The following is a 26,095-nucleotide window of genomic DNA, read 5'->3' on the forward strand; positions in this document are numbered from 1 at the left end:
AATGCCGCCAGCTCGCATATCCGGGTGGCGACCAAATATCCCACCATCACACGCCGCCATTTTGCCGCCAAAGGCGTCAATGCCGAGATCGTGCATCTGCATGGCGCGATGGAGCTGGCGCCGACACTCGATATGGCAAGCGTCATTGTCGATCTGGTCGATACCGGCTCGACACTCAAGGCCAATGGTCTGCGCGAGACCGATGTCATCGCCCATGTCACGAGCCGCCTCATCGTCAATCGCGTTGCCCTGAAGACCCGACCCGATGCCATTCGTGCCCTGATCGAGCGCTTTCGCAACGCCCTGCAGGAGAATGCCGCATGAAATGGCTCCAGAGCAGCGACACGGATTTCGAGACCCGCCTCAGCAGTCTTCTGGCCGATCGCAGCGCGGTCGAGACCAGCGTCAGCACCCCGGTTCGCGACATTATCGCCGCCATACGCGCCCAGGGCGACACGGCACTTTGCGATTACACCGCGCGCTTTGACCGGCTGGCCATCACGCCGGAAACCATCCGTATTTCCGAAGCCGAGATCGCCCAGGAGGCGGACAAGGTGGATGCGGAACTGATGGAGGCACTGACCCTCGCCGCCACGCGCATCGAGTCCTTTCATCGGGCACAGATGCCGTCTGACCTCTCCTATACGGATGATGCCGGTCTGACGCTTGGCATGCGCTGGACATCGCTTGATGCGGTCGGGCTCTACGTGCCCGGCGGCAAGGCCGCCTATCCTTCATCTGTTCTGATGAATGCCCTGCCCGCCCGTGTGGCCGGTGTCGAGCGCATCGCCATGTGCGTGCCCTGCCCCGATGGCGTGCTCAACCCGCTGGTGCTTGCGGCAGCCCGTGTCTGCGGGGTGAGCGAGATCTATCGTATCGGCGGGGCTCAGGCCGTGGCTGCGCTCGCTTACGGCACCGCTACCATACCGCCGGTCGATCGTATCGTCGGGCCGGGCAATGCCTATGTGGCAGAGGCCAAGCGTCAGGTCTTCGGCCATGTCGGCATCGACTCGATTGCAGGCCCTTCCGAAGTAGTCATCGTCGCCGATAACCGCAACGAGCCGCGCTTTGTCGCGCTCGATCTGCTGGCCCAGGCCGAACATGACGAACTTGCCCAGGCTGTACTGATCACCGATGATGCCGCCTTCGCCCAGACCGTAGTCGAGGCGCTCGGAAACGAACTCCAGACCCTGCCGCGCGCCGCCATAGCCGGTAAATCATGGGCCGATCACGGCGCGGTGGTGATCGTGCGCGACTGGGCCGAGGCCGCGCAGATCGCCAATCGCTTTGCGTCCGAACATCTGGAAGTGATGCTTGACGACCCGGAAGGGTTTGCAACGCAGATCCGCCATGCAGGCGCCATGTTCCTCGGGCGCAACTGCCCCGAGGCTGTAGGCGATTATGTGGGCGGCCCGAACCATGTGCTGCCGACCAGCCGCACGGCGCGTTTTGCCTCGGGTCTGTCGGTTTTCGACTTCCTCAAGCGCACGACATCCATTGCCGCCGATGCCAATGGCTTGCGCGCGGTCGGCCCTGCCGGTGTTGCGCTTGCCCGCGCCGAAGGGTTGGGGGCTCATGCGCTCAGCCTTTCGGCCCGACTCGACGCGCTTGGGTGGAATCAGGGCTGATAGGGCCTTTTTCACCCCGGCAAATAACCAAGAAACTTGACGTAACGGCCTGCAGCCAGCACATACGCGGCAGAATTTTTACTGTCGGGGCTGGCACAGCCCCTTTTTCTGGCCTGTTTCAGCTTCAATCCCCATAAGGACCCCAATGTCAAAAGAAGACATGATCGAATTCAGCGGCACCGTTACCGAGCTGCTCCCCAATGCCATGTTCCGCGTGACCCTCGACAACGAACACACCATTCTCGCCCATACCAGCGGCAAGATGCGCAAGAACCGTATCCGCGTTCTGGCCGGTGACCGCGTCAATGTTGAAATGACGCCGTACGACCTGTCCAAGGGCCGCATCACCTTCCGCTTCAAGTAAGAGCGTTTTCATGACGGACGGCACAAGGCCGGAGCTGATCCTCGCCTCGGCATCGCCCCGGCGGGTCGATCTTCTCCGCCAGATCGGTCTCGTCCCCGACCGCATCGACGCTGCCGATCTGGATGAATCGCCGCGCCAGAACGAGACACCACGCCTGTGCGTGGCCCGTCTGGCCCGCGCCAAAGCCGAAGCGGTTGCCGCCCGCACGACAGGGCCAGGCCTGATCCTTGCCGCTGACACACTCGTTGCAGTGGGTCGGCGCATCCTGCCCAAAGCCGAAGATCGCGCGACGGCAGAACGCTGCCTGCGCCTGCTCTCGGGGCGGCGCCATACCGTGCTGACCGCAGTCTGCGTCATGCCGAGTGCCGCCTGGGCAGAAGGACGCATTGTGGAACGTCTGGTCGAAACCGACGTGACGTTCTCCCGCCTGACCGAAGGCCAGATTACCGCCCTGCTCGATCAGGGCGACTGGCAGGGCAAGGCAGGTGGCTATGCGCTTCAGGGCGCGGCAGCCTCGGTCATACGCTATGTCGGGGGTAGCCCCTCCGCCGTGATCGGCCTGCCCCTTTTCGAAACCGCCCAGATGCTGCGCGGCCAGTCCTTCCGCTTTCTGGCATGAAAGAGTGCCGTATCGCCTGGTCACCGGGCGAGGCACGCATTGCCGTTTGCGATGGCGATGACCTGATCGATTTCGCCCTCTGGCGCCCCGGCATGCCCGATGGCTATGGCGACACGCATCTGGTCAGGGTGCAGAAAGCCGCCCCCGCGCTTGGTGGCGCGTTTGTCACTCTGGCCGATCACAGCACAGGCTTTCTGACTGGCACCCATCAGGAAGGCTCTCTGACTGCCGCTCGTGTGACGCGCAGCGCCCAGAACGGCAAGGGGCTGCGCCTCAAGCCCGTTTCCGTCAAGGCGCCTGAGGGCGACACCCCCCGACTTGTCGCGCATGGCCCGACGCCACTTGAAGACATTGCCGCCCGCTATCCCGATCTTGCTCTGTGCTGTGACGATCCCGCGCTCATGGCGCAGATCCCGGCAGCACTGAAGCCACGTATCGAACGTGTTCCCCAGGCTTTCGACGCCGTGCTTGAGGCCTGCTGCGATGAGCTTGCGACGCCACAGGCCACGCTGCCGAACGGGCTGCGCGCCACCATCACCCCGACCCCGGCCCTGACGGCGATCGATCTGGATGATCCCTCTCCAGACCAGCGCCGCCAGATGGATGGCTTTACTGCCAATCGCAACGCCTTCCCGGCTTTGGCGCGTGAGATATTTCTGCGCAATCTGAGCGGGGCCATTCTGATCGACCCGGCAGGGGTTCCTCTTCGCAAGCGACCGGCGCTTGGGAGCTTTCTGGCCGCTGCCTTCGCAGAGGACCCGATGCAACCCAAGATGCTCGGCGCCACTTCGCTCGGCTTGCTGGAAGTCGTGCGTGTCAGGGGGCGCGCACCTTTGCATGAAGCACTTGCTAGTCCCGGCGGGCGCGGCCTCTCGGCGCTGAGGCAGATCCTGCGTGACAGAAGCGACAGGAGAGCTGGTGGCACCCCGGTGCTGCGCGCTTCTCTGGGCGTCGTGCGGGCTCTGGAGGCCGATCCGGAGGCGCTGGCGCAGTTTGCGCTATGCTGGGGCGCCCCACTGACCCTTACGATGATGCCCGATTACCCGGATGCCTATTGGAGTTTTGCACCATGAGCCTCTGCCCCATCTGCAAGCGCCCCACCGAGACGGCGTTTCGCCCGTTCTGCAGCAAGCGTTGTGCCGATATCGATCTGGGACGCTGGTTCAATGAGAGTTACAGCGTGCCATCCGTGTCGGAAGACGAAGAGGAAAAAAACGTCTTCCCCCCGCTTGATCAGCATGACGGGTTAGAGTAAACCCCCTTTCACACCGTTTGGTGACGGTGCCCAAGTAGCTCAGTTGGTAGAGCATGCGACTGAAAATCGCAGTGTCACTGGTTCGATCCCGGTCTTGGGCACCATTTTCTTCCTGAAAAATTTGTTCCCGCTTCTGTCAGGTGCAAGATATCCTGCAGGTAGACGCATTTTGACATTCCAGATCGTATGGATCTGGAACGTGCTCTGTCGAGAAAACGGTCGTCGCTCAGTTCGCCCAGGGCATGAAACCAACTTTCCCGAAGCGGTTCTCATCCGGGTCACCTTTCATGAAAAAAAGGACCGCGATGCCAATAAAGGGAATGAGCAAAAGGAGCGCTGCCCAGCCAGACCAACCGCAATCATGGCAGCGTCTAATACTGGCAGAGATCGTTGCTATCAGAACAAAAAGACTGATGAGCAAATAGACGGCTGTCAGGCCGAGCTGGATGATCTGAGTGTGAGCACCCTGATCATCCAGGAGATGCGTAGCAAAATCAGAAACGCGTGCACAGGCAGGCATAAACAACCAGCAGGCAATGATAAAGATCGCGTAATCGGCTCTGGAAGTACGTCCCTGAAACTGAAATGCCTGTTTCAGTCCCATCAATACAGCGTCCATATTCTTGTTCCTTATTCAGTCTATTTCGCTTCTTAAGGCAGAAAGAGAGAATTGGAACAGCACCATTACACGATAACGTTATGCGACAATAAGAAGCTCTTCCCGCCCTCCAATATGAGCCAGGAAGAGCCTGCTCAACTCAGGCCAGCAGACCGCCATCGACCGCGAGGGCAGATCCGGTAATATAGCTTGACCGCTCATTAACCAGGAACGACACGACATTGACGATGTCCGCAATCTCGCCATAGGCGCCGGTCGCAACAAAGCCAGCGAGTACTTTTGCGGCTTCAGTATCCGACGGATTCATGGCGGTATTCACAGGTCCCGGCTCGACAACATTGATGGTGATGCCACGATCGCCGAGATCGCGCGCCACGCCCTGGGCAAAGCCGCGCAGCGCCGCCTTGGTGCTGGAATAGAGCGACAGACCCGGTAGTGGCGCACGTCCACCGAAGGACGAGCCCATGAGAACGATACGACCACCGCGCTGCATATGCTTGACGGCACACATCGTTTCGATCATCGGGCCACGCACATTGAGATTGAGCCCGGCTTCGATGATTTCGGGCGTGATGTCGTCAATCGTGCCCTTGGGATACATGCCTGCATTGCACACCAGCACATCGAGACGACCAAAAACGCGAATTGTTTCCGCAATGACCTTCTCATTCCCCTCAACCGTGCTGCCATCGGCATTCACGGCCAGAACACGACGACCAAGCGCCTCGACTTGCCTGATCGTATCCTGCGCACTGGCTGCATCACGCGGATAGGAGAAAGCAATATCATAGCCTTCGCTGGCCAGCTGGCGGGCAATACCAGCGCCGATGCCGCGGCTGGCACCGGTCACGATAGCAATTTTTGCAGTCATCACTTTGTTTCCCTGTTCTGAAAAATGGCAAGAAAGGCGTTCAGCCCGAGATATCTGAGAGCATCCGTCACCAGGATGAATTCGAGCATCGCTCAGGCCTGCAACAGACGACAGGAGCGATCCAGAGCCCTGACATTGCGGCAGAAATCCCTGAGCATCTCTCGTTTCTGGGTTGCAGACAGGCGGATCTGGCGTCGCTCGAGCCTGCTGATCTGCTCACGCCAGGCACGATACAGAAGCCGGATATCCTTCCGGAACGCCGTAGTCCGGTACGTCTGTGCGACATTGCCGGTGCGGGGTGCGGGGATATGGTTCTGCATGACTGGCTCCTGTTCGGGGGTAAAACACCTGTCCCTTTCGGACAGGCGCAGAATGCGCAGACACGAGCCGCCTGCGTTATCTCAGGATTCCGAAAAACTTGCCTTTTTTTCCCATGATGTGATGATTGGGCTATGATGAAACAGGATACGACTGCGCAACTCAGAGAGGTTCAGGCGCTCGTTCGTCTTCACTGCCCGCGCAAGAGCACGAAGACCGCTATCGACTATCTGACGCTCTATCACTCCGACACGACCACTGACCCGCTCCTTGTGGTCTATCAGCCGCGCATCTACCTGATCATCCAGGGTGCCAAGACCATACGCATCCACAAACGCAGCTTCGATTACGACCAGAATCACTATCTGGTCGCGACAGTCGATCTTCCGCTGTCAGGCCGCATCACCCGCGCCTCGCCTGATGAGCCCTATCTCGCCGCCTGCATTGCCTTCGAGCCCGCTGAAATTGCCGAGATCATCACGCAGACCCATGCCGATCCAGGGCTGAAAACACCGCTGCGCGCCAGCCTGGGCCTGAGCCCGGTTACTCCTGATCTGCTGGACGTGCTGCGCCGTCTGCTCCACGCCCTCGATCACGAGCAGGACCGGGAGTTTCTTGCGCCCATGCTCAAGCGCGAAATGATCTATCGGGCACTGCAAGGCGACCAGCGCCATGTGCTGCACGAAATCGCCGATCAGAAAAGCGATGCCTCGCGCATCAACCGCGCTCTGGCATTTCTACGTGCGCATTTCATGGAAGAGACTGACATGGCGCATCTGCCGCGCCTTGCCGGAATGAGCCAGTCGACCTTCTACCGCAAGTTTCAGGAGGTTACGGGCATCTCGCCTGTGCAATATCGCAAACGCCTCCGCCTGCAGGAAGCACGCCGCCTGATGCTGAGCGAAGACAGACTAGCCGCCGATGCCGGATTTGCCGTGGGTTATGAAAGCCCCTCGCAGTTCACCCGGGAATACAAGACGATTTTCGGCCTGCCCCCGCATCAGGACGTCAAACGCATTCGCACCATCGGTGTGGAGCGCTATCGGGAACTGAACGAGGATGTCTGGATCTGAAACGCCCGCTCCCCGTCACGATGCATTGCGTTACACGATCATTCGCCCCCGCTTCTTGGCTGATTCGTGTTTTGAGCGCAGGCTGATCGGAAAAAGACCGAGGTATCGTTATGCGTGTTCTGTCCCTTTACGGCGTGATTCTGACCCTGACCGCCTGTTCGCATCCGCACCCTCCGCAGGATGACAGCCGCGCCGCCCTGCTACGCCCTGTAGCCTCGACTGGCAGCGCGCCCTCGAAAGACGCCCCGCCCTCAGACCACAAGCCTCACGGCCATATGTATATGGGCTCAGGTATGGGCGCCTCGCACCTCTGACCTGCTGCTGAGGCAGACCGACCGCAGGAAAAGAAACTCAGTCCTGCGCGTCCGGGAGGTTATCATGTGGGGCTTTTGCAACTCTGGCTTTTTTCGAACCAATCAGTCGTCTGAGCGAGAAAGTGTCCCCTACAAAACAGCGTCTGAAAAGCAGCAGGCAAATCAGCACTAGACAGGACATGCCAAAAAAGTCTCGCCAAAGCAGCTTGACTGCAACGCCATAGTTGATCTCGAGATATCTCGACGCAGGCTGAAAAGAGATCTCATGCCATAACAGGCCATAGAGATAGATTGTGCCATTGAACGCCAGAACGAGCGCCATAATTGTATAGCGTACGAGAATATAGAACAGGATGATCAGAATCGCGATATCGAGCAGCTTCGAAAGCGATCGTGTTTTTCTTATCATGTCGATTACGCCCTTCCTGCTCGTCAGCTCCCTCCTTTAATCGGAAGAGACGAGCAGGTCAGCACCCAGGCCGGACAGTTCTGCGTGAGAACTGCTGCTTTACTTGATCGCGTCGAGTACACCTGAAACGGTCAGGATCTGCGGCAGGACGACGCCCTCCTTATGGGGAGCGTAATAGACGTAAAGGGGCACGCCATCGCGCCCATGCGCCCGCAGAAAGGCACTGATGGATTCATCGCGATTGGTCCAGTCACCCTTCATATAGGTCATGCCCTGAGCCTCGAAGGCTTTCTGCACAGGCGCAGATTGAAGGGCCACGCGCTCATTGACCATGCAGGTGATGCACCACGCCGCCGTCATGTCGATGAAAACCGGCTTGCCCTCATCACGCAGCGCGGCAAGGCGCTCGGGCGAATACGCCACGACGCCCGTCTCGGCCTTTGCATCGACAGGCGCATTGGCGGCAACACCGTTATCGATGCGCGCCAGGCTGATCCCGGCGAGAACCAGAACCACCACAGCCACAACACGACCAAAAACCACAGCCGGTGTGGCGCCCTTGATCATGGCCTGACGCTGGGTCGTGCCGAATAGCCAGGCCACAAGCCCCAGCCCTACCGCGCCACCAAGCCCCACAGGCAGGATCATCGCCCCACGCTGCACGCAGGCCACCCAGAACAGCCAGACAGCCGTGCCAAGAAGCGGGAAGGCCAGAGCCTGCTTCAGCACCGCCATCCAGGCACCCGGTTTAGGCATATGCCTTGCGAGGAAAGGAATGGTGGCAATCGCAACATAGGGCGAGGCCAGACCGAACCCCATGGCCAGAAACAGCGCGAGCCCTGCCCAGGCCGGTCCGCCCAGCGCCGCCGCAATGGCGGCCCCCATGAAAGGCGCCGTGCAGGGCGTCGCCACGATCACGGCCAGAAGCCCCGTCAGCATGTCACCCCAGACACCATGACGCGGCGTCACATCCTGACCGATACGCCCCAGCGTCACCTCGAAAACACCCAGAAGATTGAGCGCCATCATGACCAGCAGCCAGGCGACGCCGATCACGAAAATCGGTGACTGGAACTGAAAACCCCAACCGGCGGCGGAGCCGACACTGCGCAGCACGATCATGGCCACGCCCAGAGCGGCGAAGCTGCCCATCACCCCGGTCGTATAGGCCAGAGCACTCCTGATCTGCTCATGGCGATGACTACCCCCCAGACGGGCGAGCGAGAACGCCTTCATGGCCAGAACGGGGAAAACGCAGGGCATCAGATTGAGAATGAGCCCACCCAGAAACGCGAAAACAAGCATACGCCACAACGCCGCCTCGGCCGGAGCTGGCCCTGCGGGAGCGGATTGTGCCGCTGCCATCTGGCTGGTCTTGATCCAGAGCGCCGTCTGCTGACCGGCCTTGTCCTGAAGCACGACGATCCCGGACAGAACCGTCGGCTTGTGCGCTGCGTCAATCCAGTTGAGTTTGAGGGTCAAGCCGCCCTCGCTCACGCCCAGCTTCTGCGCCGCAACCTGATCGATGATTCCGGTCTCGGAGGGCATGAACCACGCCCTGTCGATGCTGGCCGGAGAAAGCCCCTTGCCACTAAGGCTCAGCAGGCCATCCGGCGCGAGGGAGGCCGCAAAGGGCGATGGCACAGGACTGGCCTGAGCTGCATGAACGAATAATGGCCCTTCGGCAGAGCTGTTCGCCGCAACCTTGCCAGCAGGCAAATCAAGGGTGAAATCACCCTGTTCGGGCACACAGGTGGCCGCGCAGACCAGCCATTCAGCGTGAGCCTTGAGCGTAACGCCCCCTGCCTGCCCTTCGAGCTTCAGCGCCTGGGGCAGAAGCACATCGCCCGTATAGGCGTAGGACATCAGCCCGCCTTCGCTGATACGGACAGGCGTCGGGAAATTGATCGTCTCGCTCTGTCCCGTCATGGCGCCGCTCGCCGTCACCTTGAGCGTTGGCGGCTCACCGGCATCACCGGCATTGAGCCAGTAGGTATGCCAGCCGGGTTTGAGCTGCAGACGCAAACCGACATGCAGGGTGTCGCCGGCGGCGACCGCATCGCGATCGGTTACCAGTGTGGCATTGTCATGAGAGGAAATGACAGGCTGGCTCTCTGCGGCAGAAGCAGGTGCGTTGCCCAGGGCAAACAGGAACACAGGGAGAGACAGGACAAGAAAAGACAGCTTGCGCAGCATCAGACCGATCGCATCGTTGGAAGAGAATTGCCGACCGCCCCAAGGACGCGCCATAGAGGTCATTATGACCGGTCCCGTATTGCCCGCCAATCTCATTTCGCTTCCCGTTCTTCCTGTCTCGGCCGCCCTGCCCGAATTGCAGGACGTACTGGCCTCCGGCCGCAATGCGGTACTGGTTGCGCCGCCTGGCGCAGGCAAGACGACTTTGGTGCCGCTTCATCTTTTACAAGCCCCCTGGCGCGAAGACGGCCGATTGCTGGTGGTCGAGCCACGCCGCGTGGCTGTGCGTGGCGCCGCCCATCGCATGGCGTCGCTGCTGGGTGAGGAAACCGGCAGAACAATTGGCTATCGCACACGCACGGACTCGGCCGTCAGCGCGGCCACCCGCATTGAGGTGGTGACGGAAGGGCTTTTGCTGCGTCGCCTGCTGACTGACCCGCTTCTGGACAATGTGGCCGCCATTCTGTTCGACGAGGTGCACGAACGCTCTCTCGATCTCGATACGGCTCTGGCCTTCGCACTCGATCTGCAACGCACGCTACGGCCCGAACTGCGCCTTGTCGCCATGTCGGCCACGACAGACGGACGGGCGTTCACGACCCTGCTCGATGGCGCTCTTGTCGAGAGTGAGGGCCGCGCCTTTCCGCTCGATATCCGCCATGCCAAGCGCGATCTGACGGCCCTGCGCGAATTGCCTGACGTCATGGCCAAAAACATTCGTGGCCTGATGGCAGAGGAAGAAGGCGATCTGCTCGCCTTCCTGCCAGGGGTTGCCGAGATCAGACGGTGCGCGGCAGCCCTCGCCGGGCTGGATGCGCTGATCCTCCCGCTCTATGGCGAGCTTGATACACGCGAGCAGGATCTGGCTCTCAAACCCTCCGACAGACGCAAGGTTGTGCTGGCGACCTCCATTGCCGAAACCTCGCTCACCGTGCCTGGTGTGCGTCTGGTGGTCGATGGCGGTTTTCGGCGCGAGCCACGTCTCGATGTGGGCTCGGGGCTGTCGCGTCTCGAGACATTGCGAATCTCTCGCGCCACGGCCACGCAGCGCGCAGGGCGCGCAGGGCGTGAGGCACCGGGTATCGCCCTGCGGCTCTGGACCGAAGCCACCGGCCGCGCCATGATCCAGCATGACCTGCCCGAAATCCTGAGCAGCGATCTGGCCGGGCATTGCCTCGATGCGGCCTCGTGGCAGGAAATCATGGGCACGGCGCCCGACGCCCTGCCCCTGCTCGACGCCCCGCCCACAGGTGCGAGACAGGCTGCCATCGCCCTGCTGCAAACCCTCGGTGGGCTGAACAAGGCAGGCAGGGTCACGCCGCTCGGCGCGGCCATGGCGCGTCTGGGCGCGCAGCCACGTCTGGCCGCCATGATGTGCGCAGCCCGCACCCCTGCCGAGAAAGCCACCGCCGCCGCCCTCGCCGCCCTTCTGGAAGAGCGCGACCCGCTGCGCCCGCGACCCGTGCCGGGTCAGCGCGCGCCAGTCACCCCGGCCGATATCCAGTCGCGTCTTGCGCTGATCGAGGGCGCGGAACACCACCCGACGGCTGACAGGGCAAGCCTTGCGCGCATACGTCAGTCGAGCCAACGCTATCAGAGGCGGCTCGGCCTTTCCCAACGCCTGCCCCCCGACCCGCACTGTGCCGCAGCCCTTCTGGCCGCAGGTTTTCCCGACAGGGTCGCCATGGCCGCAGGCGAAACCGGGCGCTACCGACTGGCAGGCGGCGGCTCGGCAAGGCTGAGCGCCATCGACCCGCTGGCTCGCGAAAAACTTCTGGTAGCCCCGTCTCTGCATACACGTACCGCCACCGAAATCTGTCTGGCTGCGCCGCTGGACCTCGATTCCCTGCCGCCTACCCTGCTGGCCAGAACAGAAGAGCAGGTCGAAACGGCACTGGATACTGCAACAGGTGGAGTCATTGCCCGCAGGAGGCTGCGTCTTGGTACGCTGGTCCTGCGTGACCGCTCGGCCCCTGCCGATCCGGAAGAAATACAAAGCCTGCTTCTTTCACGGATCCGGGCCGATCTGTCGGGCAGCCTTGACTGGAGCGAGGCCTGCCAGCAATTCCGCGCACGTCTTGCTCTGGCGCGGCTTCACCTCGATGAAACCCTGCCCGCAGCCGATGATGAGACCCTCGCGGCCACTCTCGAGGAATGGCTCCTGCCCTATATGGACGGCATGACGAGGCTCTCGCAGATTCAGGCACTCGATCTGCTGTCACTGCTGCGCCAGAGACTCGATTATGCCCAGCTCAGGCGCCTCGATCAGGAATTGCCCACCACGCTCGGCCTGCCCGGCGCCTCACCCTCGATCGATTATCGCGAAGCTGTCCCCACAATCTCGGCACGGGCACAGGCTTTCTATGGGCTAAAGGAAACGCCGCGCATCGCCAATGGCAAGGTGAAGCTGCAATTCGCACTGCTGTCACCGGCCGGAAGACCACAGGCGATTACCGCCGATATTGCTGCCTTCTGGCAGACCGGCTGGCCGGATATGCGTCGCGATATGCGTGGCCGCTACCCGCGTCATGACTGGCCTGAAAACCCCGCTCTCGCGAGCCCACCACCGCCGAGACGACGACCAGATCGATGAATACCAGAGTCAAACATTGGAATGAGAAACGCAACACCAATATGTGATATTCGCTCTTCCCATGCCGTAATTCCCGCCTTTGCGCTTGTTTCCACAGCGCGAAGGCCAGAGATCGTCTTTCAGCACGAAAACTTGTCTTTCGAATCGCAAGCTTCTCTCCCACTCCTTTCGGAACCGAACCGTGCTTTCCGACCGGGATGAGAAACGACCATGACTCTGGCCGCCCCCTTGCCTTCCACCCCCACCATTACCCCCACCCTGTCAGCCACAGGGCAGAGACGGGTGTTTATCGCCTCCTGTGTGGCAGGGTTGGCCGGTGTCCTTTTCGGCTATGACCAAGGCATCATCTCGGCTGCCCTCCTGACACTGGGTGACAGTTTTCCACTTGATACCTTTGGCAAGCAGGCCATCGCCGCCGGTATGGTCGCAGGCGCCCTGCTTGGATGCATGGGGGCAGGTCCGCTCTCCGACCGCTGGGGCAGACGCCTTCTGGTAGGGCTTGCAGGAGCCCTGTTCCTGCTGGGTTCGGTTGGTTCTGCCATGGCCATGTCACCAACCGAACTCACCATCATGCGCGTGATTCTGGGCCTTGCTGTCGGCGGTGCCAGCCAGATCGTGCCTGTCTATATCGCGGAACTGGCTCCCGCCTCGCGGCGCGGCAGGCTGGTGCTGCTGTTTCAGCTCGCCATCGTCGGTGGCGTTCTGGTGTCATCGCTCATCGGCTGGGCACTGAGCGATAACCCGCTGCTGCTTCGCCTGCTCAGTCGGGGTGGCGACTGGCGCATGATGTTTCTGCTGGGCGCGGTACCGGCACTGATGCTGCTGATCGGTCTGGTCTTTCTGCCGGAAAGCCCCCGCTTTCTGGCCTCGAAAGGCCGCAAGGACGAGGCCCTCGCCATTCTGCGCAGCCTGCGTGGACCGGAGGAAGACCCGGAGGGCGAAATGGCCGAAATCCACGATGCTGCCGGACAGCGCGGCAGCTGGCGCCTGCTCTTCTCGAAACGGCTGCGCCCGGCCCTCATTGCCGGAACGGGGCTTGCGATGTTCAGTCAGGTCACGGGCACCAATGCCGTGCTGACCTATGCCCCGACGATACTGGCTGGCGCCGGGTTCGATCGTAACTCGGCCCTGCTGATTTCCATCGCCATCGGCGTGACCATTACGGTCGCTACCATTTTCGGCTTCTGGGCGGTCGATCACTGGGGCCGCCGTCGCCTCATGCTACGCGTTCTTCCCGGCTCCATTCTCGCGCTGATCGTACTCGCCTTCGTCTTTTTCGGGGGCGACCCACAGGGCATCGGCAAGAGCCTGGCCGTAGCCGGGCTGCTGCTCTATGTGCTCTGCACACTGGGCAGCATCAATGCTTCTCTCTGGCTCGTCGGGGCCGAAGTCTTTCCGCTTTCGGTGCGCGGCAAGGGGATGGGTCTTGTCACGGTGTCACACTGGTCTTTCGACCTGCTGATCTCGATGATCACCCTCTCGATCATCGAGACCATGGGCGTCTCGGGCACGTTCGTCCTCTTCGCCGGACTGACAACCTTCGCCTGGCTGTTCATCCGCCGCTGTATCCCCGAAACCAAAGGCCGCTCGCTCGAGGATATCGAGCGCAGCCTGAACACGGGCGATTTCCTGTCACACTCCTGACCCGCCCGTCTGGCAGAGCCCTGAAGCGCAGCGCCTTACCAGCGCTGCGACAGGGTTACGAACACGGCACGACCCGGGGCCCAGGCGCAGGCAACATCGCGTGTGCACATCGCAACATACTTGCGATTGGCGATATTGGTCCCGTTAAACTGAATGCGCGTGCGTCCTCTGTCGATATGGGCCTGAAGATCCCAAACGAGCTGCGAGGGGACTGTGAAGGTCAGGGGGATAGACCCCGCCGTATTGCCTGTATAGCGCATGCCCGCCCCAATTCCGGCCTGCCACAGCGCCGAGAAAGCAACATCGCGCTTGAGAAAGAGCGAGGCCATATGCGAGGGAATGGCCACTGGGCGCTGGCCGATCTGGCTCACCGTGTTCGACTTCAGAACACGCGGGTCCTGATAGGTGAAACTCGCAATGAAATCGATCTTGTAAGGCAGGCGACCCACCCCTTCGAACTCGAAACCGCGCGTTCTCTGTCGCCCCGTCTGCACGCTGAAGGACGTATTATTCGGGTCTGCCGTCAGAACATTATCCTGCACCAGATTGAAGAAATCGGCCGTCAGCATGAAATTGTCGACGCCACGCAACGGTGTGACGGGCTTGTATTTCACACCGGCCTCGATCTGCTTGCCTGTGGTGGGCACGAAAGCCGATCCGGAATATGTCGTGCCGACCTGCGGCTGGAATGAGGTCGCATACGAAACATAGGGGTTCAGCCCGATAGCCGATTGGTAGACCAGCCCGACACGCCCGGTGAAAGCATTATTGTTCTGCGGCGTACGCCCCCCGGTCAGATTGTTGACCGTCATGCTCTCGGTAAAATCGCCACGGCCCGAAAGGGTGAGATACCAGCGCTGCCAGTTTGCCTGTTCCTGAGCATAGATGCCCGTATCGGTTTCGGTCTCGTTGGTGCTCGTGTTGGTGGCATAGCTCGGCCAGGTGATGGCGCGATAAACCGGCGCATAGAGATTGAGCGCAGGCGCCGCACGCTGCCCGCGACGATTGGCAAGAAAATCACTGCGAAAATCAACGCCGGTCAGGATTTCATGGTGAATCGGGCCGGTATGAAAAACGACGTCGGAGCGCGTATCGAGCGTGACGTTATTATAATTGCCCTGCTGATTCAGCGCCGTACGGTTTATGCTCTGCTGGTCAGCTGAGAGCGACGAGGTGGTGACAAAGCGGTAAAGCACATCGAGATGCGCGTAACGCATGTTCTGCGTGATGGTCCAGTTGGGCAGGATATGGCGCACCAGATTATAGCCCACCGCCACCTGACGCTTGGAGTAAACGTCGTAATCAGCGTCGCTGCTCAGGAAATTGCGGGCGATCTGCCCCCATTTCGACGGCAGGACCGTGCCACGCGCAGGCAGAAACTGGGCTGTCGATCCGGCATCGAGCTGTTCGAAGCTGGTCAGCAGAGTTGCGACCGTCTTGTCGTCCGGATGCCAGCTCAGCGACGGTGCGACATAGATCTCGTTATTCTTGATATTCTTCGCATAGGTATCGGATTTGCGGATCAAACCGTTGAAACGCCAGAGAAGCGTCTTGCGGCTGTTGAGGGCGCCACCAACATCCACCGCGCCCTGCACCCGCCCATACGAGCCTGTCTGGAAATCGATTTCATTCACCTGATCCAGATGAGGCCGCTTGCTGACGGCATTGATGATGCCTCCCAACTGGCCCGAACCATAGAGCGCCGATGACGCGCCACGCAGCACATCCATTTCTTCCAGCCCCCAGGGCTCGATGCTGAAGCTCTGGGAAGTGCTGGCATCGGGCGTACGCGTGCCATCGAGATAGATATCCGGCGTGAAGCCGCGAATAGTCCCGAAATAGCCGCGAGGGTCATCCTTCGATCCGTAATCTGACACACCTGCCGCATAGCGCACCGCCTCGGAAAGACTGCGCGCATTAAGCACGCTCATTCGCTCCTGCGTGATGACTGTGATGTTCTGCGGTGTGAGTTCAAGCGGCGTTGAGGTCTTGGTCGCGCTGCTCGCTGACGCAGGAAGAAACCCGCCGCGCTTGGCCGAAACACGGATCGTCTCATGAACAGCCGCCTTCTGTTTCGTTGCTGGCTTTTTTGGCGACTGGGTATTCTGGGCACGCGTTGCAGGGGCTTTCGGTTTCTGTTCTGCAGCCGAAGCCGGATGGAAAACGGCCCCGGACAAGGGAAATGAGACAAGCGCAGACAGACAGAAGGCAGCACGATGCGTGGCGGACATATTTTTCCCGGAATAATACGATGAGTAGTTGTTACAAATGAGAACGTTTCTCATTTGCATCCGGGTCGATAAAAATTCAGCTCCCTGCTGTCAATCGACCGTTGTGGCTGACTGACCGGACAGGAAAAATTGTGGTGATTATGTCACGTTTTCGTCAGATCGGGGCGCGCCAACCGTCAGGATATGAGGGGCTCGCTTCGAAGTCTTTCCAGTAACACCACAAGGGGGTGGTCGAGCCTCTGCCCCCTGAAACGCTTCACCTGGCTGCGGCAGGAATAGCCGCTGGCCAGAAAGCGCTGCTCGCCTCGCCGGTCGAGATGCGCACCCCAGGATTGCTCGAAAATGACGCGCGAGGTTTCGACATTACGCGCCTCATGGCCGAAGGTGCCTGACATACCGCAGCAGCCTGTCTTTTCAAGCTGCAGGGTGAGCCCGACGCGGGCGAACAGGGCCTGCCAGTCACTGCCTGATCCGGCAAGGGCAGTCTTTTCAGTGCAATGGCCAAGAAAGACATGCTGCGTGCCAGAGCCCACTTCCGCAGAGGTAGTCGACGCCTCCTGCCCCGGCAGAGCCTTGAGCAGAAACTCCTGTGGCAGCAGCACCGTGGGCAGGGTCTCGATGCTAGCAATCTTGCGGTATTCCTGCCGGTAGACGAGCGTCATGGCCGGGTCGAGCCCGACAATAGCAACGCCGGATGCGCCGATCCCGCGCAGCCAGGATGCGTTGCGTCTGGCCTGGCTGGCAAACATCCCCAGAAACCCGTGCACATGCAGCGGTTTGCCACATGCCAGACTCTCGGCAAGATAGACCTGATAGCCGCATCGCGAAGCCAGCTCGATCAGCGCGCAGACAAGGGGCGTCTCGAAATGGCGCGTAAACAGGTCAGGCATCACTATGACGCTACGGGCCTTCTCCTCTGCCGAAAGAGACGCCAGCCGCTCAGGGCGCGCCGGCTCCACGCCCCAGCGCGTGCAGGTCTCGGCCAGTTTTGCGCCCTGCATAGACGGCATGTCCACAAGACCGAAAAAACGCTTCCCGAGTGCCTGAACCACAGAAAGCCGCGTTCCGGCATTATAGAGCGGCGCGATACGGGCCATGAGCGGCAGGGCATATTCAATCATGCCCACCAGATAATCGCGTAAAGGACGCGCATAACGCTGATGGTACAGATTGAGAAAACGCGCCCTGAAATCGGGCACATCCACCTTGACCGGGCACTGGCTGGTGCAGGATTTGCACGCAAGGCACGTCGCAAGACTGTCGTAGAGCTGATGGGAGAAATCGCGTGGAGCCGCTGCACGGCGCCGCAGCATGGCGCCGATACGCTGTTTCAGCGGCGGGCGCGTGGCCTCGAGCGCCGCCACGTCTGTCCCTGCCCCGGCCTGAAGACGCAGCCATTCGCGCAGAAGCGATGCGCGCCCCTTGGGTGAGAAACGACGGTCGCGTGTGGCCTTCCAGGACGGGCACATCGGGTCGTCCTGATCGTAATTGAAACATGCGCCATTGCCGTTGCAATGCATGGCGGTGCCAAACCCCTTCCAGACCGGATCAGGGATCTGCGCGTCCTGCACACCGCGCAAAGGCACGTTATCCACGCGCAGAAGCGGGCGCGCCGACGCCGCAGGGGCAGCAATCTTGCCGGGGTTGAGCTGGTTATACGGGTCGAAAACGGCCTTGATCTGCTGAAGACATGGATAAAGCGGCCCGAATATCTCAGGCACATATTCCGAGCGCACCCCTTTGCCGTGTTCCCCCCAGAGCAGCCCTCCATAACGGCGTGTGAGAGCCTGAACCGCATCGCTCAGAGGGCGGATGCGTGCCGCATCCTTGGGGTCGCGCATGTTCAGAAGCGGGCGCACATGCAGGACACCGGCATCGACATGGCCGAACATGCCGTAATCGAGCCCGTAGCCATCGAGCAGGGCACGAAATTCGGCAATGAAATCGGCCAGTTTCTCCGGCGGCACCGCCGTATCCTCAACGAAAGGCTGAGGGCGGGCTTCGCCCTGCACATTACCCAGCAGGCCCACGGCGCGCTTGCGCATGGCATAGACCTGCGAGACGGCCTTGCGCCCCTCGGCCAGCGTATGGCCACGACGGGGCACCGTCCTGTCCTGCCTCAGATGATCCAGAAACGCGTCCACTTTCTCGCGCAGCACGGCCTCGTCATGCCCGGCGAATTCGACCAGATTGAGCCCCCTGGCCGGGCCTGCCTTATCTTCGGGAAAATAGCTCTCGACCGAATTCCAGACGAAATCCTGCATGGCCAGACCCAGCACCTTTGAATCGATCGTCTCGATCGACAAAGGCCTGAGGCCGATCAACGCGCGCGCATCGCGCAGCGCCTCCATGAAGCTGCCATAGCGGATATTGACCAGAATGCTGTGTTTCGGAATGGCGAGCAGATTGAGCTTTGCTTCAGCCAGGAACCCGAGCGTACCCTCTGACCCGCAAATCAGAGAGGTGAGATCGAAACGCCCCTCTGCGTCGCGCAGATGGCGCAGATCATAGCCGGTCAGACAGCGATTGAGCTTTGGGAAAACATGCTCGATCGTTTCCTTCTCCCGCTCGTGGATACTGGCAACGCAGTCATGAATGCGTGCTACATGGCTCGTACCATGGCGCTGCGCCTTCAATGCAGCTTCATCAAGCTTTTGAGTATGAAGCGTCTCGCCACCGAGAAGCACGGTCGACAGCGCCAGAACATGGTCGCGTGTCTTGCCGTAGGTGCAGCTCCCCTGCCCGCTGGCATCGGTGCTGATCATGCCACCGATCGTGGCACGGTTCGATGTCGAGAGTTCGGGCGCGAAAAACAGGCCGTATGGGGCGATGGCAGCGTTCAGCTGGTCTTTCACCACACCCGGTTCGACACGTACCCATTTTTCTTCAACATTGATCTCGAGAATACGGTTCATATGCCGGGAAAGATCGACCACAATCCCGTCGGTCAGGGACTGACCATTGGTACCCGTGCCACCGCCGCGAGGCGCCACCACGACATCGCGCCATGCATCCTGACCGGCCAGACGCGCCAGACAGACGAGATCGACCTGGTGTTTCGGAAAGACGACCGCCTGCGGATAACGCTGATAGATCGAATTATCGGTGGCATGAACAAGGCGCGTATCGTGATCGGTCTCGATCTCGCCGACAAATCCGGCATTGCGCAGCGCCTCCAGAAAAGCGGCATGCTGCCCTGACGTGCCAGGCAATCTGTCAAGAACAGCGATCATGGTCATGGCCGGTCATCCATCGTCAATGGTGCGCCAGAGATCCTCCGGCAATGCCGGACGGCGCGCGTCCCTGAATTACTCCGAACCGGCGATGAACGATAGAGAGACGAAAGGGACGTCGCGCTTCAGGAACGTATGAGTGCCACAAGGGCGCGCCGTTCCTGCGCGATTCCGGAACGTAAATGGCCGTGGGCGCAGAGCGCCTCGCCTTCATGTTCGAGATACATGACCTGATTGACGACGGGCGCTGGCGTCGTCACCGATTGCCGCAATGTGCGGTGAACCTTGCGCGCCAGCGTCTTGCAATAATCCAGCGTATCGCTGGTAACGGCCATTGGCGCGGTTTCGGTACGCGCAGGCGTAACAGCCGGATGTGTGCCGGTTCCTGCCTTGGCCAGGCCAGGCATGCCAAGGGTGCAGGTCAGGCAAAAAAGCGCAAAGGCAGTCTGGGTCATATAATTGATACTGATCAGGTCCATATTGCATCACGATGGGCGATGCATGAAGACTTGGTTAAGTGGTCAGATTCCGGACAGGATGCTCAGGCCAGCGCGTTTTCGTCGACAGGCAGACTCAGCACCACACGCAAACCACGCTGGAGCGGTTCGAGCGCCAGACTGCCGCCATGAAGCTGAGCCACTGCCTGAACGAGCGACAGCCCAAGCCCGGCACCGGGTGTGTTGCGCGCCTGGTCAGCACGAAAGAACCGCTCCGAGGCACGGGCCAGATCTTCCGCAGACATGCCCGGCCCCTCATCGGTCACGCTGATGCGCACCAGATTGGTCGACACGCTGCCACGCAGGGTAACGGTCGTTCCGGAAGGCGAGAACTTGATGGCGTTGTCGATCATGTTTGCCACGGCCTGCTGAATGAGGCGGGCATCGCCGTGAAAGAACAGGCGCTGGGGGAGGTCGAGTGCAATCTGCAGCCCGGCATCCTCTGCAGTCGCTTCGTAAAGCTCTGCGATATCGTGAAGCGGCGCAATGAGATCGGTCGTCTCGAATGCCGCGCGGCGCGCGCCTGCCTCGATCTGGGCGATACGCATGAGCGCATCGAAAACAGCGGTCACATGGTCGAGGTCTGCCACGGCGCGATAGATAGCGTCATGCATCTCTTCGGTGGAGCGCGCATGAAGCGCTGCATCTTCCAGCCTGTTGCGGGCACGGGTGATCGGTGTGCGCAGGTCATGGGCGATGGAATTCGAGACCTGCTTGACCCCTTCCATGAGCTTTGAAATGCGGTCGAGCATGCGGTTGATGGAATGAGCCACCAGATCGACGTCATTGCCCACAAGCGGCATGCGCTGACGCATATCGCCATTGGCCAGAGCTGTAGTCGTGCGCGCGATGGAACTCAGGATACGGCTGAAGATACCCCGCACCACCCAGGCGCCACCGACCGCCAGTGCCGTGACCATGAGCCATGACCAGATAAAGGTCTCGGTCAAAACACGGCGCAGGATGTCCCGCCCCCTGATGTCACGACCGACCAGCAATTGCAGACCGTCGGGCAACACATAGGCATGCATCGCCGCAGAGGTCGTGTTCCCCGCCCGGCTGATCTTGAGTGTGTAGAAACGATCGGCACGCTGAACGGCATCGGGCCATGAGGGCATGTTACCGGCCAGACGCTGGCCGCCCGGCGTGATCAGCAGATAGAGATCCTGATCCTCGACGTCCTGATCGAGTCGGTCCTGAATGGCGCGTTGCAGGCTCGACAGCCCGCCCTGCATCCAGCGTTCGGCCAGCCCATGCGCATCGGCGTCGACCGCCTGACCGACCTCGCGCTCAAGCGCGCCGATCGTGTGCCACCAGAGAAAGGTAAGGAACAGCGTGGCCGAGAGGGCAAAGACCAGCCCGTAGCCCAGTGAGAAACCAAGCCCGGCCGAGCGGAAGCGCCAGGCGCGCTTCCACCACAAACGAAGTATGGGAAAGCGCGACAGGCTGAACCTCATGAAACCGGCAAACCCTGCTTAATTGGCGCGCAGGATATAGCCTGCATTGCGGATCGTATGGATCAGCGCGGTTTCGAAGGGCTTGTCAACTTTCTGGCGCAGACGCGAGACATGAACGTCGATCACATTCGTCTGCGGGTCGAAATGATAGTCCCACACCCGCTCCAGAAGCATCGTGCGGGTGACTACCTGACCGGCATGGCGCATCAGGAATTCCAGCAGGCGGAATTCGCGTGGCTGAAGATCGATCTTCTCGTCACCACGTTTGACCGTACGCGACAGCAGATCCATTTCCAGATCGGCGACGGTCAGCTTGGTCTGCGGTGCCTGCTCGGCGCTGCCACGACGGGCAAGAGCCTCAACACGCGCCAGAAGCTCGGAGAAGGCGAATGGCTTGGTCATGTAGTCGTCGCCACCCGCCTTGAGGCCGGCAACACGCTCATCGACATCGGCCAGAGCCGAGAGAAGCAGGACAGGTGTCGCGTTATTCTGCGCACGCAGCGTTTCGAGAATACGCAGACCGTCAATGCCGCCGGGAAGCATGCGGTCGAGAATCACGATGTCGAAATTCTCGCTGACGGCAAGAAACAGACCATCTTTCCCGTTATCGGCTTCCTCAACAAGGTGCCCGGTTTCCTTCAGGCCCTTCACTATGAAGCTCCTGACGGTTGGATCATCCTCGACAAGCAGAATACGCATGGTCAGTCCTTGGTTTTGAAGACGGCTCTCGCGAAGATACGTGGTACCGCCCTCAATTTACAGTGACCTTATTATCTTTCAGTTACGCCCCGGAAGAAAGGGCGAAGAAGCGCTTCTATGTTCATTCATCGGCATCTGCCGGTCGTTTTCCGATAGGAAGCGTGACAGTGCTCGTCTTGCCCTTGCGAATTACCGTGAATGTAACGGCATTCCCGGGTTTGCCGGCGGCCACAATCCTCAGCAGAGCCCGCCCATTCTCGACTGGCGCATTATTGATCGCGGTGATCTTGTCGCCTTTCATCAAGCCGCCCTTCTGCGCGGGGCCGTTGCGATCGACATCCACCAGCACGACCGAACCGTCGCCGTCATCGAGCGTGACCCCAAGCCAGCCATGATCGACATGACCCGTGCGCCGTATCTCATCGACAATCGGCGCCACGATCTCGGACGGAATGCCAAAACCGATTCCCACCGATCCACCCGCAGGTGAAACCATGGCGGCATTCACAGCCACTACCTGCCCACGCATGTTGAAGGCTGGCCCACCCGAATTGCCCGGATTGATCGGGGCATCGAGTTGCAGGAAATCGTCGAGCGACCCGGCCCCAAGATCGCGCCCGCGTGCCGAAACGATGCCTGCACTGACCGAAGAGCCGAAGCCGAAAGGATTGCCCGCTACCAGAATCCAGTCGCCCACATTCACCTTGTGGCTGTCACCCCACGTCACATAGGGAAGCGGCTTGGGCGATTCGACCTTGATGACCGCGATATCGGTCAGGGCATCCACCCCGATCAGCTTCGCTGGCAGTTCCTGTCCGTTCGAGAGCGAGACCGTGACATTATCGGCGTCACCCACGACGTGATCATTGGTAACGATAATGCCCGATGGATCGACGATGAAACCTGACCCGGCACCCAGGATTTCTTCCTGATGGCGCTGCATCTTCTCGCGATAGCGTTTCTCGAGCGGTGTGCCCTTGATCTGGGCGGGCACCTTGCCGCCGCCCTCTGAACTGATCTGGGTAATGGCGATATTCACCACAGCCGGAATCACGCGTTGTACCAGCGGCGCAAACGACAGTGGACCGGACTGCACAAGGACGGGCGGCAGGGCGGGCGTACCGTCGGGAACGGCTGCCTGAGCCGGAATCTGCACGGCACTGGCCGGTGGCACAGCCGGAATGACAGGATGGCTCGGCTGCGGCGGCGGATGCGGCAGAAATTTTTCGAGGAAAGACGGCAGGGCATAGGCCTGCGAGACGCCAAACCCGGCAAGGACAGCGAGAGCAAGAACTGCGCGCATCAGGAAACCACAAGCGGGGTAGGATCGGGGGTCATGGCGACACGATAGCGCAGAAATGAAATGATTCCATCTCTCATCGCCGCCTCTTTTCCCTCTTCGTTCTCATGCTACAAAACAGGCCCCGCTCTGCCGGGTCGAAGAGGAAGGATTGTCATTCCTGCAAGGCTTTGGCAGGACGAGAAGGACGTACCACGCGAAAAGCGCGCCCTTCTGCCCCTGACGCTTGCAGAACGCGATCTATCAAGGACGACAGATGATTAACGATTTTACTTTCGGCCGCGTCCTGATCATCGGCGATCTTCTGCTCGATTGTTATATTCACGGTTCTGTCGACCGCATTTCACCTGAGGCGCCCGTTCCTGTCCTGCTGCGCGCCAAGCACAGCACTGTGCCCGGTGGGGCCTGCAATGTTGCCATGAATGCCGCGGCCCTGGGCTGCACCGTCAGTCTGGTCGGGCTCGTGGGGCAGGACGCCTCTGCGCATGAGTTGCGGCAGGCCCTGGCACAGCAGAGCCGCATCTCTCTCGATCATCTGGTTGACGATGCAGACTGGGTGACCATCACCAAGACGCGGGTCCTGAGCGGTCGCCAGCAAATCGTGCGTATCGACGACGAGCCCTCCACTGTCGTCGCGCCCATCGTTCAGGAGAAACTCATCGCAGCAGCCCTGAATGCGCTCGACACGGCAGATGTCATCGTCTGCTCGGATTATGCGAAAGGCGTGCTGAGCGACGAGGTGCTGCAGGCAGTCATTCAGGCAGCCAATCTGCGCGGCATCCCTGTTGTGGTCGATCCCAAACGAAAGGACCTTTCAGCCTATAAGGGCGCGCAACTCATCACGCCCAATCGCAAGGAGCTCTCTTCCGCGACCGGGCTGCCGGTCGGCAGCGATACCGAGATCCACTTCGCGGCGCTCGCCGCGCAGGAGCAGTTCGGTGGCGATGTTCTGGTCACCCGTTCGGAAGAGGGCATGACGCTTCTCGAGCGCAGCGGGCGCATGACCCACGCCCATGTGCCGAAATCGGAAGTCTTCGATGTTTCCGGCGCGGGTGACACGGTCGTGGCAACCATCGCAGCCATGATCTCGGCAAAAGCCGATCTGCAGACTGCGATGGTCATCGCCACGAATGCGGCCTCGATCGTCGTGGGCAAGCTCGGCACGGCCACTGTCTCTCGCGCAGAGCTGAGCGCAGCGCTCAAGTCGAAAATCGAGAAGGACGGGGTGATCGCATCTCTCGCCGAGGCTCAGGGCATTGTTGCCGCCTGGCGCCAGCATGGCGCGCGCATCGTCTTCACCAATGGCTGTTTCGACCTGCTTCACCCCGGCCATATCGCCCTGATCCGTTCTGCCGCGCGTGAGGGCGACAAACTCATCGTGGCACTGAACAGCGATGCCTCTGTGCGACGGCTCAAGGGAATGGAGCGACCGCTGCAGGATGAACAGGCACGGGCTACTGTCATGGGGGCTTTGCGCGATGTCGATCTCGTAGTGATTTTCGACGAAGACACGCCCTATGAAACGATCGCTGCCCTGAAACCCGATATTCTGGTCAAAGGCGCTGATTATACGGAAGATCAGGTCGTGGGTGGGGATGTCGTCAAATCTTATGGTGGTCGCGTCGTGCTGGCCGATCTGGTATCTGGTCGCTCGACGACCTCGATCGTCAGGAAAATGAAAGCCGATTAAGGCACGGGCGCAACGCTCGCAGGACACGTTTGAAATCTGGGTGACATGACGCGCGAGATCGAAGACAAAACCCCCGAAACAAAGGCGCGCTGGCGCAGCTGGCTTTTCGGTCAGGCCCTGCCCTTGTGGAGCCAGGCGGGCTTCGATGACGAACGCGGCCTCTATCACGAACGCCTGGACTGGGCCTCACGCCCGGTATCGATGCCGGCTCTGCGTCTGATGGTGCAGGCAAGGCAGATCTCTACCTTCTGCCGGGCCGCACTCGACGGTGTTCACGAGGCGGGCGCTCAGGCGCTGAACTGTCTTGATACCGTGCAGCGCCTCTATCATCGTGCCGATGGTCAACCCGGCTGGGTCTTTTCGATAGCCTCGACAGATCGTCCTGCGCAGACAAAGCGCGATCTCTACGCCCATGCCTTCATTCTCTTCGCCTATGGCTGGGCCATACGCTACGCCAACCGCCCCGAAGACCGGGTCATGGCACGGATCATCGCCGAAGAAATCGATCTGATCTTTGCTGCGTCCAATGGCGGTTATGTCGACGCCGTGCCCGATGAGGGAGTCTTGCGCAGCCAGAACCCTCATATGCACCTGCTCGAAGCCTATCTCGTTGTTTTTGAGGCAACCGGCGACAGCTTCTATCTTGAGCGCGCAAAAGCACTGGTCGAACTGGCAAGAACACGGCTCATCGATCCGCGCAGCGGGCTGCTGCTTGAGTTCTTCGGCCCTGACTGGCACCCGCTTAAAAGCTTTGGCGAAAATCAGGTCCAGCCGGGGCACCTCTTCGAATGGTCGTGGCTGCTGAGAGACTATTCTCGCCTCGCTGAGTGCACAGGCGATGAAGCCGAATCTCTGGCCCGAAGCTCAGGCAAGCTGTTCGACGCAGGCTTTGCTTCCGGCTGCGATCATGCCCGGTGCGTCGTGCTGGACAGCATCACGGATACCCATGTCATTCTGGAACGTTCCGCGCGTATCTGGGCGCAGACTGAGCTTCTGCGCCTGCTTCATACGGGCAAGCAGACACCGGAAAACGCGGCAAAAGCGGTGCTTTTTGCTGCTTCCTTTCTGGAGCAGTTTGCCCCTCT

At 60.5% G+C, this 26,095-nt stretch carries 23 protein-coding genes and 1 tRNA gene; 13 read left to right on the top strand and 11 right to left on the bottom strand.

The genetic code is table 11. The features are described from left to right. The 7 genes from hisG to AA105894_RS07465 all read left to right on the top strand — a co-directional run. Positions 1-324: ATP phosphoribosyltransferase (gene hisG / locus AA105894_RS07435; protein WP_267311164.1), on the top strand; the 324-nt coding region annotated here is incomplete at its 5' end. After that, complete coding sequence (gene hisD, locus AA105894_RS07440) at positions 321-1,628, top strand: histidinol dehydrogenase (RefSeq protein ID WP_267311165.1); 1,308 nt, start codon at positions 321-323, stop codon at positions 1,626-1,628. The genes hisG and hisD, both read left to right, overlap by 4 nt. A 145-nt stretch (positions 1,629-1,773) precedes the next feature. Beyond that, entirely contained in the window at positions 1,774-1,992 is a 219-nt protein-coding gene (gene infA / locus AA105894_RS07445; RefSeq protein WP_023979930.1) for a translation initiation factor IF-1, read from the top strand. Between the two features lie 10 nt (positions 1,993-2,002). After that, positions 2,003-2,611 carry a Maf family protein gene (locus tag AA105894_RS07450; RefSeq protein WP_267311166.1) on the top strand — a complete coding sequence of 203 codons (609 nt, stop codon included), beginning with the start codon at positions 2,003-2,005 and terminating at the stop codon, positions 2,609-2,611. Beyond that, positions 2,608-3,684: a ribonuclease E/G gene (locus AA105894_RS07455; RefSeq protein ID WP_267311167.1), complete on the top strand. Its 1,077-nt coding sequence runs from the start codon at positions 2,608-2,610 to the stop codon at positions 3,682-3,684. Before AA105894_RS07450 ends, AA105894_RS07455 begins: the two co-directional genes overlap by 4 nt. Continuing rightward, positions 3,681-3,866 (top strand): DNA gyrase inhibitor YacG, encoded by a 186-nt coding sequence (locus AA105894_RS07460; protein ID WP_188427424.1) that lies wholly within the window; start codon positions 3,681-3,683, stop codon positions 3,864-3,866. Before AA105894_RS07455 ends, AA105894_RS07460 begins: the two co-directional genes overlap by 4 nt. A 28-nt stretch (positions 3,867-3,894) precedes the next feature. Continuing rightward, positions 3,895-3,970: transfer RNA gene (locus tag AA105894_RS07465), tRNA-Phe, on the top strand. A gap of 122 nt (positions 3,971-4,092) precedes the next feature. On the opposite strand, the gene AA105894_RS07470 is transcribed toward AA105894_RS07465, so the two are convergent. From AA105894_RS07470 to AA105894_RS07480, 3 genes are all read right to left on the bottom strand, one after another. After that, on the bottom strand, positions 4,093-4,485 hold the full coding sequence (locus AA105894_RS07470; protein ID WP_267311168.1) for a DUF805 domain-containing protein: 393 nt from the start codon (positions 4,483-4,485) through the stop codon (positions 4,093-4,095). 139 nt (positions 4,486-4,624) lie between these two features. Then, a complete protein-coding gene (locus AA105894_RS07475) occupies positions 4,625-5,356 on the bottom strand; it encodes an SDR family NAD(P)-dependent oxidoreductase (RefSeq protein WP_267311169.1) in 732 nt (243 codons plus the stop codon). Between the two features lie 92 nt (positions 5,357-5,448). Further along, positions 5,449-5,676: a hypothetical protein gene (locus AA105894_RS07480; protein WP_267311170.1), complete on the bottom strand. Its 228-nt coding sequence runs from the start codon at positions 5,674-5,676 to the stop codon at positions 5,449-5,451. A gap of 132 nt (positions 5,677-5,808) precedes the next feature. Here AA105894_RS07480 and AA105894_RS07485 point away from each other — a divergent pair, with 132 nt between their 5' ends. Together AA105894_RS07485 and AA105894_RS07490 are read left to right on the top strand one after the other, a co-directional pair. Next, complete coding sequence (locus AA105894_RS07485; protein WP_267311171.1) at positions 5,809-6,747, top strand: AraC family transcriptional regulator; 939 nt, start codon at positions 5,809-5,811, stop codon at positions 6,745-6,747. 110 nt (positions 6,748-6,857) lie between these two features. Next, positions 6,858-7,061 carry a hypothetical protein gene (locus AA105894_RS07490; RefSeq protein WP_267311172.1) on the top strand — a complete coding sequence of 68 codons (204 nt, stop codon included), beginning with the start codon at positions 6,858-6,860 and terminating at the stop codon, positions 7,059-7,061. A gap of 37 nt (positions 7,062-7,098) precedes the next feature. Here AA105894_RS07490 and AA105894_RS07495 read toward each other — a convergent pair whose 3' ends face one another. Continuing rightward, the gene (locus AA105894_RS07495; protein WP_267311173.1) at positions 7,099-7,470 is read right to left on the bottom strand and encodes a hypothetical protein; all 372 of its coding nucleotides are present in this window, start codon (positions 7,468-7,470) and stop codon (positions 7,099-7,101) included. Positions 7,471-7,569: 99 nt separating this feature from the next. Further along, positions 7,570-9,729, bottom strand: coding sequence for a protein-disulfide reductase DsbD family protein (locus tag AA105894_RS07500; RefSeq protein WP_267311174.1), 2,160 nt, complete (start codon positions 9,727-9,729; stop codon positions 7,570-7,572). Between the two features lies 1 nt (position 9,730). Between AA105894_RS07500 and hrpB the strand changes: the two genes are divergently transcribed. Further along, positions 9,731-12,259: an ATP-dependent helicase HrpB gene (gene hrpB / locus AA105894_RS07505; protein WP_267311175.1), complete on the top strand. Its 2,529-nt coding sequence runs from the start codon at positions 9,731-9,733 to the stop codon at positions 12,257-12,259. A gap of 210 nt (positions 12,260-12,469) precedes the next feature. Beyond that, positions 12,470-13,903 carry a sugar porter family MFS transporter gene (locus tag AA105894_RS07510; RefSeq protein WP_267311176.1) on the top strand — a complete coding sequence of 478 codons (1,434 nt, stop codon included), beginning with the start codon at positions 12,470-12,472 and terminating at the stop codon, positions 13,901-13,903. Between the two features lie 35 nt (positions 13,904-13,938). On the opposite strand, the gene AA105894_RS07515 is transcribed toward AA105894_RS07510, so the two are convergent. The 6 genes from AA105894_RS07515 to AA105894_RS07540 all read right to left on the bottom strand — a co-directional run bounded on the left by AA105894_RS07515 (position 13,939) and on the right by AA105894_RS07540 (position 23,323). Then, positions 13,939-16,134, bottom strand: a complete 2,196-nt coding sequence (locus AA105894_RS07515) for a TonB-dependent siderophore receptor (protein WP_267311177.1) — start codon at positions 16,132-16,134, stop codon at positions 13,939-13,941. 176 nt (positions 16,135-16,310) lie between these two features. After that, entirely contained in the window at positions 16,311-19,373 is a 3,063-nt protein-coding gene (gene ydiJ / locus AA105894_RS07520) for a D-2-hydroxyglutarate dehydrogenase YdiJ (protein ID WP_267311178.1), read from the bottom strand. Between the two features lie 119 nt (positions 19,374-19,492). After that, complete coding sequence (locus AA105894_RS07525; protein WP_267311179.1) at positions 19,493-19,822, bottom strand: hypothetical protein; 330 nt, start codon at positions 19,820-19,822, stop codon at positions 19,493-19,495. An 86-nt stretch (positions 19,823-19,908) separates the two neighbouring features. Next, on the bottom strand, positions 19,909-21,321 hold the full coding sequence (locus tag AA105894_RS07530; RefSeq protein ID WP_267311180.1) for a HAMP domain-containing sensor histidine kinase: 1,413 nt from the start codon (positions 21,319-21,321) through the stop codon (positions 19,909-19,911). An 18-nt stretch (positions 21,322-21,339) separates the two neighbouring features. Next, positions 21,340-22,020: a winged helix-turn-helix domain-containing protein gene (locus tag AA105894_RS07535; protein ID WP_025842033.1), complete on the bottom strand. Its 681-nt coding sequence runs from the start codon at positions 22,018-22,020 to the stop codon at positions 21,340-21,342. A 121-nt stretch (positions 22,021-22,141) separates the two neighbouring features. Next, a complete protein-coding gene (locus tag AA105894_RS07540) occupies positions 22,142-23,323 on the bottom strand; it encodes a S1C family serine protease (RefSeq protein ID WP_188427407.1) in 1,182 nt (393 codons plus the stop codon). A 253-nt stretch (positions 23,324-23,576) separates the two neighbouring features. On the opposite strand from AA105894_RS07540, the gene rfaE1 reads away from it, so the two are divergent. After that, positions 23,577-25,010, top strand: coding sequence for a D-glycero-beta-D-manno-heptose-7-phosphate kinase (rfaE1, locus tag AA105894_RS07545; RefSeq protein ID WP_188427406.1), 1,434 nt, complete (start codon positions 23,577-23,579; stop codon positions 25,008-25,010). Between the two features lie 45 nt (positions 25,011-25,055). Next, on the top strand, positions 25,056-26,095 hold a 1,040-nt coding region (locus AA105894_RS07550; protein WP_267311181.1), incomplete at its 3' end, for an AGE family epimerase/isomerase.

Source organism: Asaia spathodeae NBRC 105894, from assembly GCF_025994195.1.
GTDB lineage: Bacteria > Pseudomonadota > Alphaproteobacteria > Acetobacterales > Acetobacteraceae > Asaia > Asaia siamensis.

Bases quoted from the DNA above. Each gene is read 5' to 3' on its own strand.
- AA105894_RS07450 (WP_267311166.1), top strand. From the start codon at position 2,003: ATGACGGACGGCACAAGGCCGGAGCTGATCCTCGCCTCGGCATCGCCC.
- AA105894_RS07525 (WP_267311179.1), bottom strand. From the start codon at position 19,822: ATGACCCAGACTGCCTTTGCGCTTTTTTGCCTGACCTGCACCCTTGGC.
- AA105894_RS07485 (WP_267311171.1), top strand. From the start codon at position 5,809: ATGATGAAACAGGATACGACTGCGCAACTCAGAGAGGTTCAGGCGCTC.
- AA105894_RS07535 (WP_025842033.1), bottom strand. From the start codon at position 22,020: ATGCGTATTCTGCTTGTCGAGGATGATCCAACCGTCAGGAGCTTCATA.
- AA105894_RS07455 (WP_267311167.1), top strand. From the start codon at position 2,608: ATGAAAGAGTGCCGTATCGCCTGGTCACCGGGCGAGGCACGCATTGCC.
- AA105894_RS07510 (WP_267311176.1), top strand. From the start codon at position 12,470: ATGACTCTGGCCGCCCCCTTGCCTTCCACCCCCACCATTACCCCCACC.
- rfaE1 (WP_188427406.1), top strand. From the start codon at position 23,577: ATGATTAACGATTTTACTTTCGGCCGCGTCCTGATCATCGGCGATCTT.
- AA105894_RS07490 (WP_267311172.1), top strand. From the start codon at position 6,858: ATGCGTGTTCTGTCCCTTTACGGCGTGATTCTGACCCTGACCGCCTGT.
- AA105894_RS07475 (WP_267311169.1), bottom strand. From the start codon at position 5,356: ATGACTGCAAAAATTGCTATCGTGACCGGTGCCAGCCGCGGCATCGGC.
- ydiJ (WP_267311178.1), bottom strand. From the start codon at position 19,373: ATGACCATGATCGCTGTTCTTGACAGATTGCCTGGCACGTCAGGGCAG.
- hrpB (WP_267311175.1), top strand. From the start codon at position 9,731: ATGACCGGTCCCGTATTGCCCGCCAATCTCATTTCGCTTCCCGTTCTT.
- AA105894_RS07540 (WP_188427407.1), bottom strand. From the start codon at position 23,323: ATGCGCGCAGTTCTTGCTCTCGCTGTCCTTGCCGGGTTTGGCGTCTCG.
- AA105894_RS07495 (WP_267311173.1), bottom strand. From the start codon at position 7,470: ATGATAAGAAAAACACGATCGCTTTCGAAGCTGCTCGATATCGCGATT.
- AA105894_RS07530 (WP_267311180.1), bottom strand. From the start codon at position 21,321: ATGAGGTTCAGCCTGTCGCGCTTTCCCATACTTCGTTTGTGGTGGAAG.
- AA105894_RS07460 (WP_188427424.1), top strand. From the start codon at position 3,681: ATGAGCCTCTGCCCCATCTGCAAGCGCCCCACCGAGACGGCGTTTCGC.
- AA105894_RS07470 (WP_267311168.1), bottom strand. From the start codon at position 4,485: ATGGACGCTGTATTGATGGGACTGAAACAGGCATTTCAGTTTCAGGGA.
- hisD (WP_267311165.1), top strand. From the start codon at position 321: ATGAAATGGCTCCAGAGCAGCGACACGGATTTCGAGACCCGCCTCAGC.
- AA105894_RS07500 (WP_267311174.1), bottom strand. From the start codon at position 9,729: ATGACCTCTATGGCGCGTCCTTGGGGCGGTCGGCAATTCTCTTCCAAC.
- AA105894_RS07480 (WP_267311170.1), bottom strand. From the start codon at position 5,676: ATGCAGAACCATATCCCCGCACCCCGCACCGGCAATGTCGCACAGACG.
- infA (WP_023979930.1), top strand. From the start codon at position 1,774: ATGTCAAAAGAAGACATGATCGAATTCAGCGGCACCGTTACCGAGCTG.
- AA105894_RS07515 (WP_267311177.1), bottom strand. From the start codon at position 16,134: ATGTCCGCCACGCATCGTGCTGCCTTCTGTCTGTCTGCGCTTGTCTCA.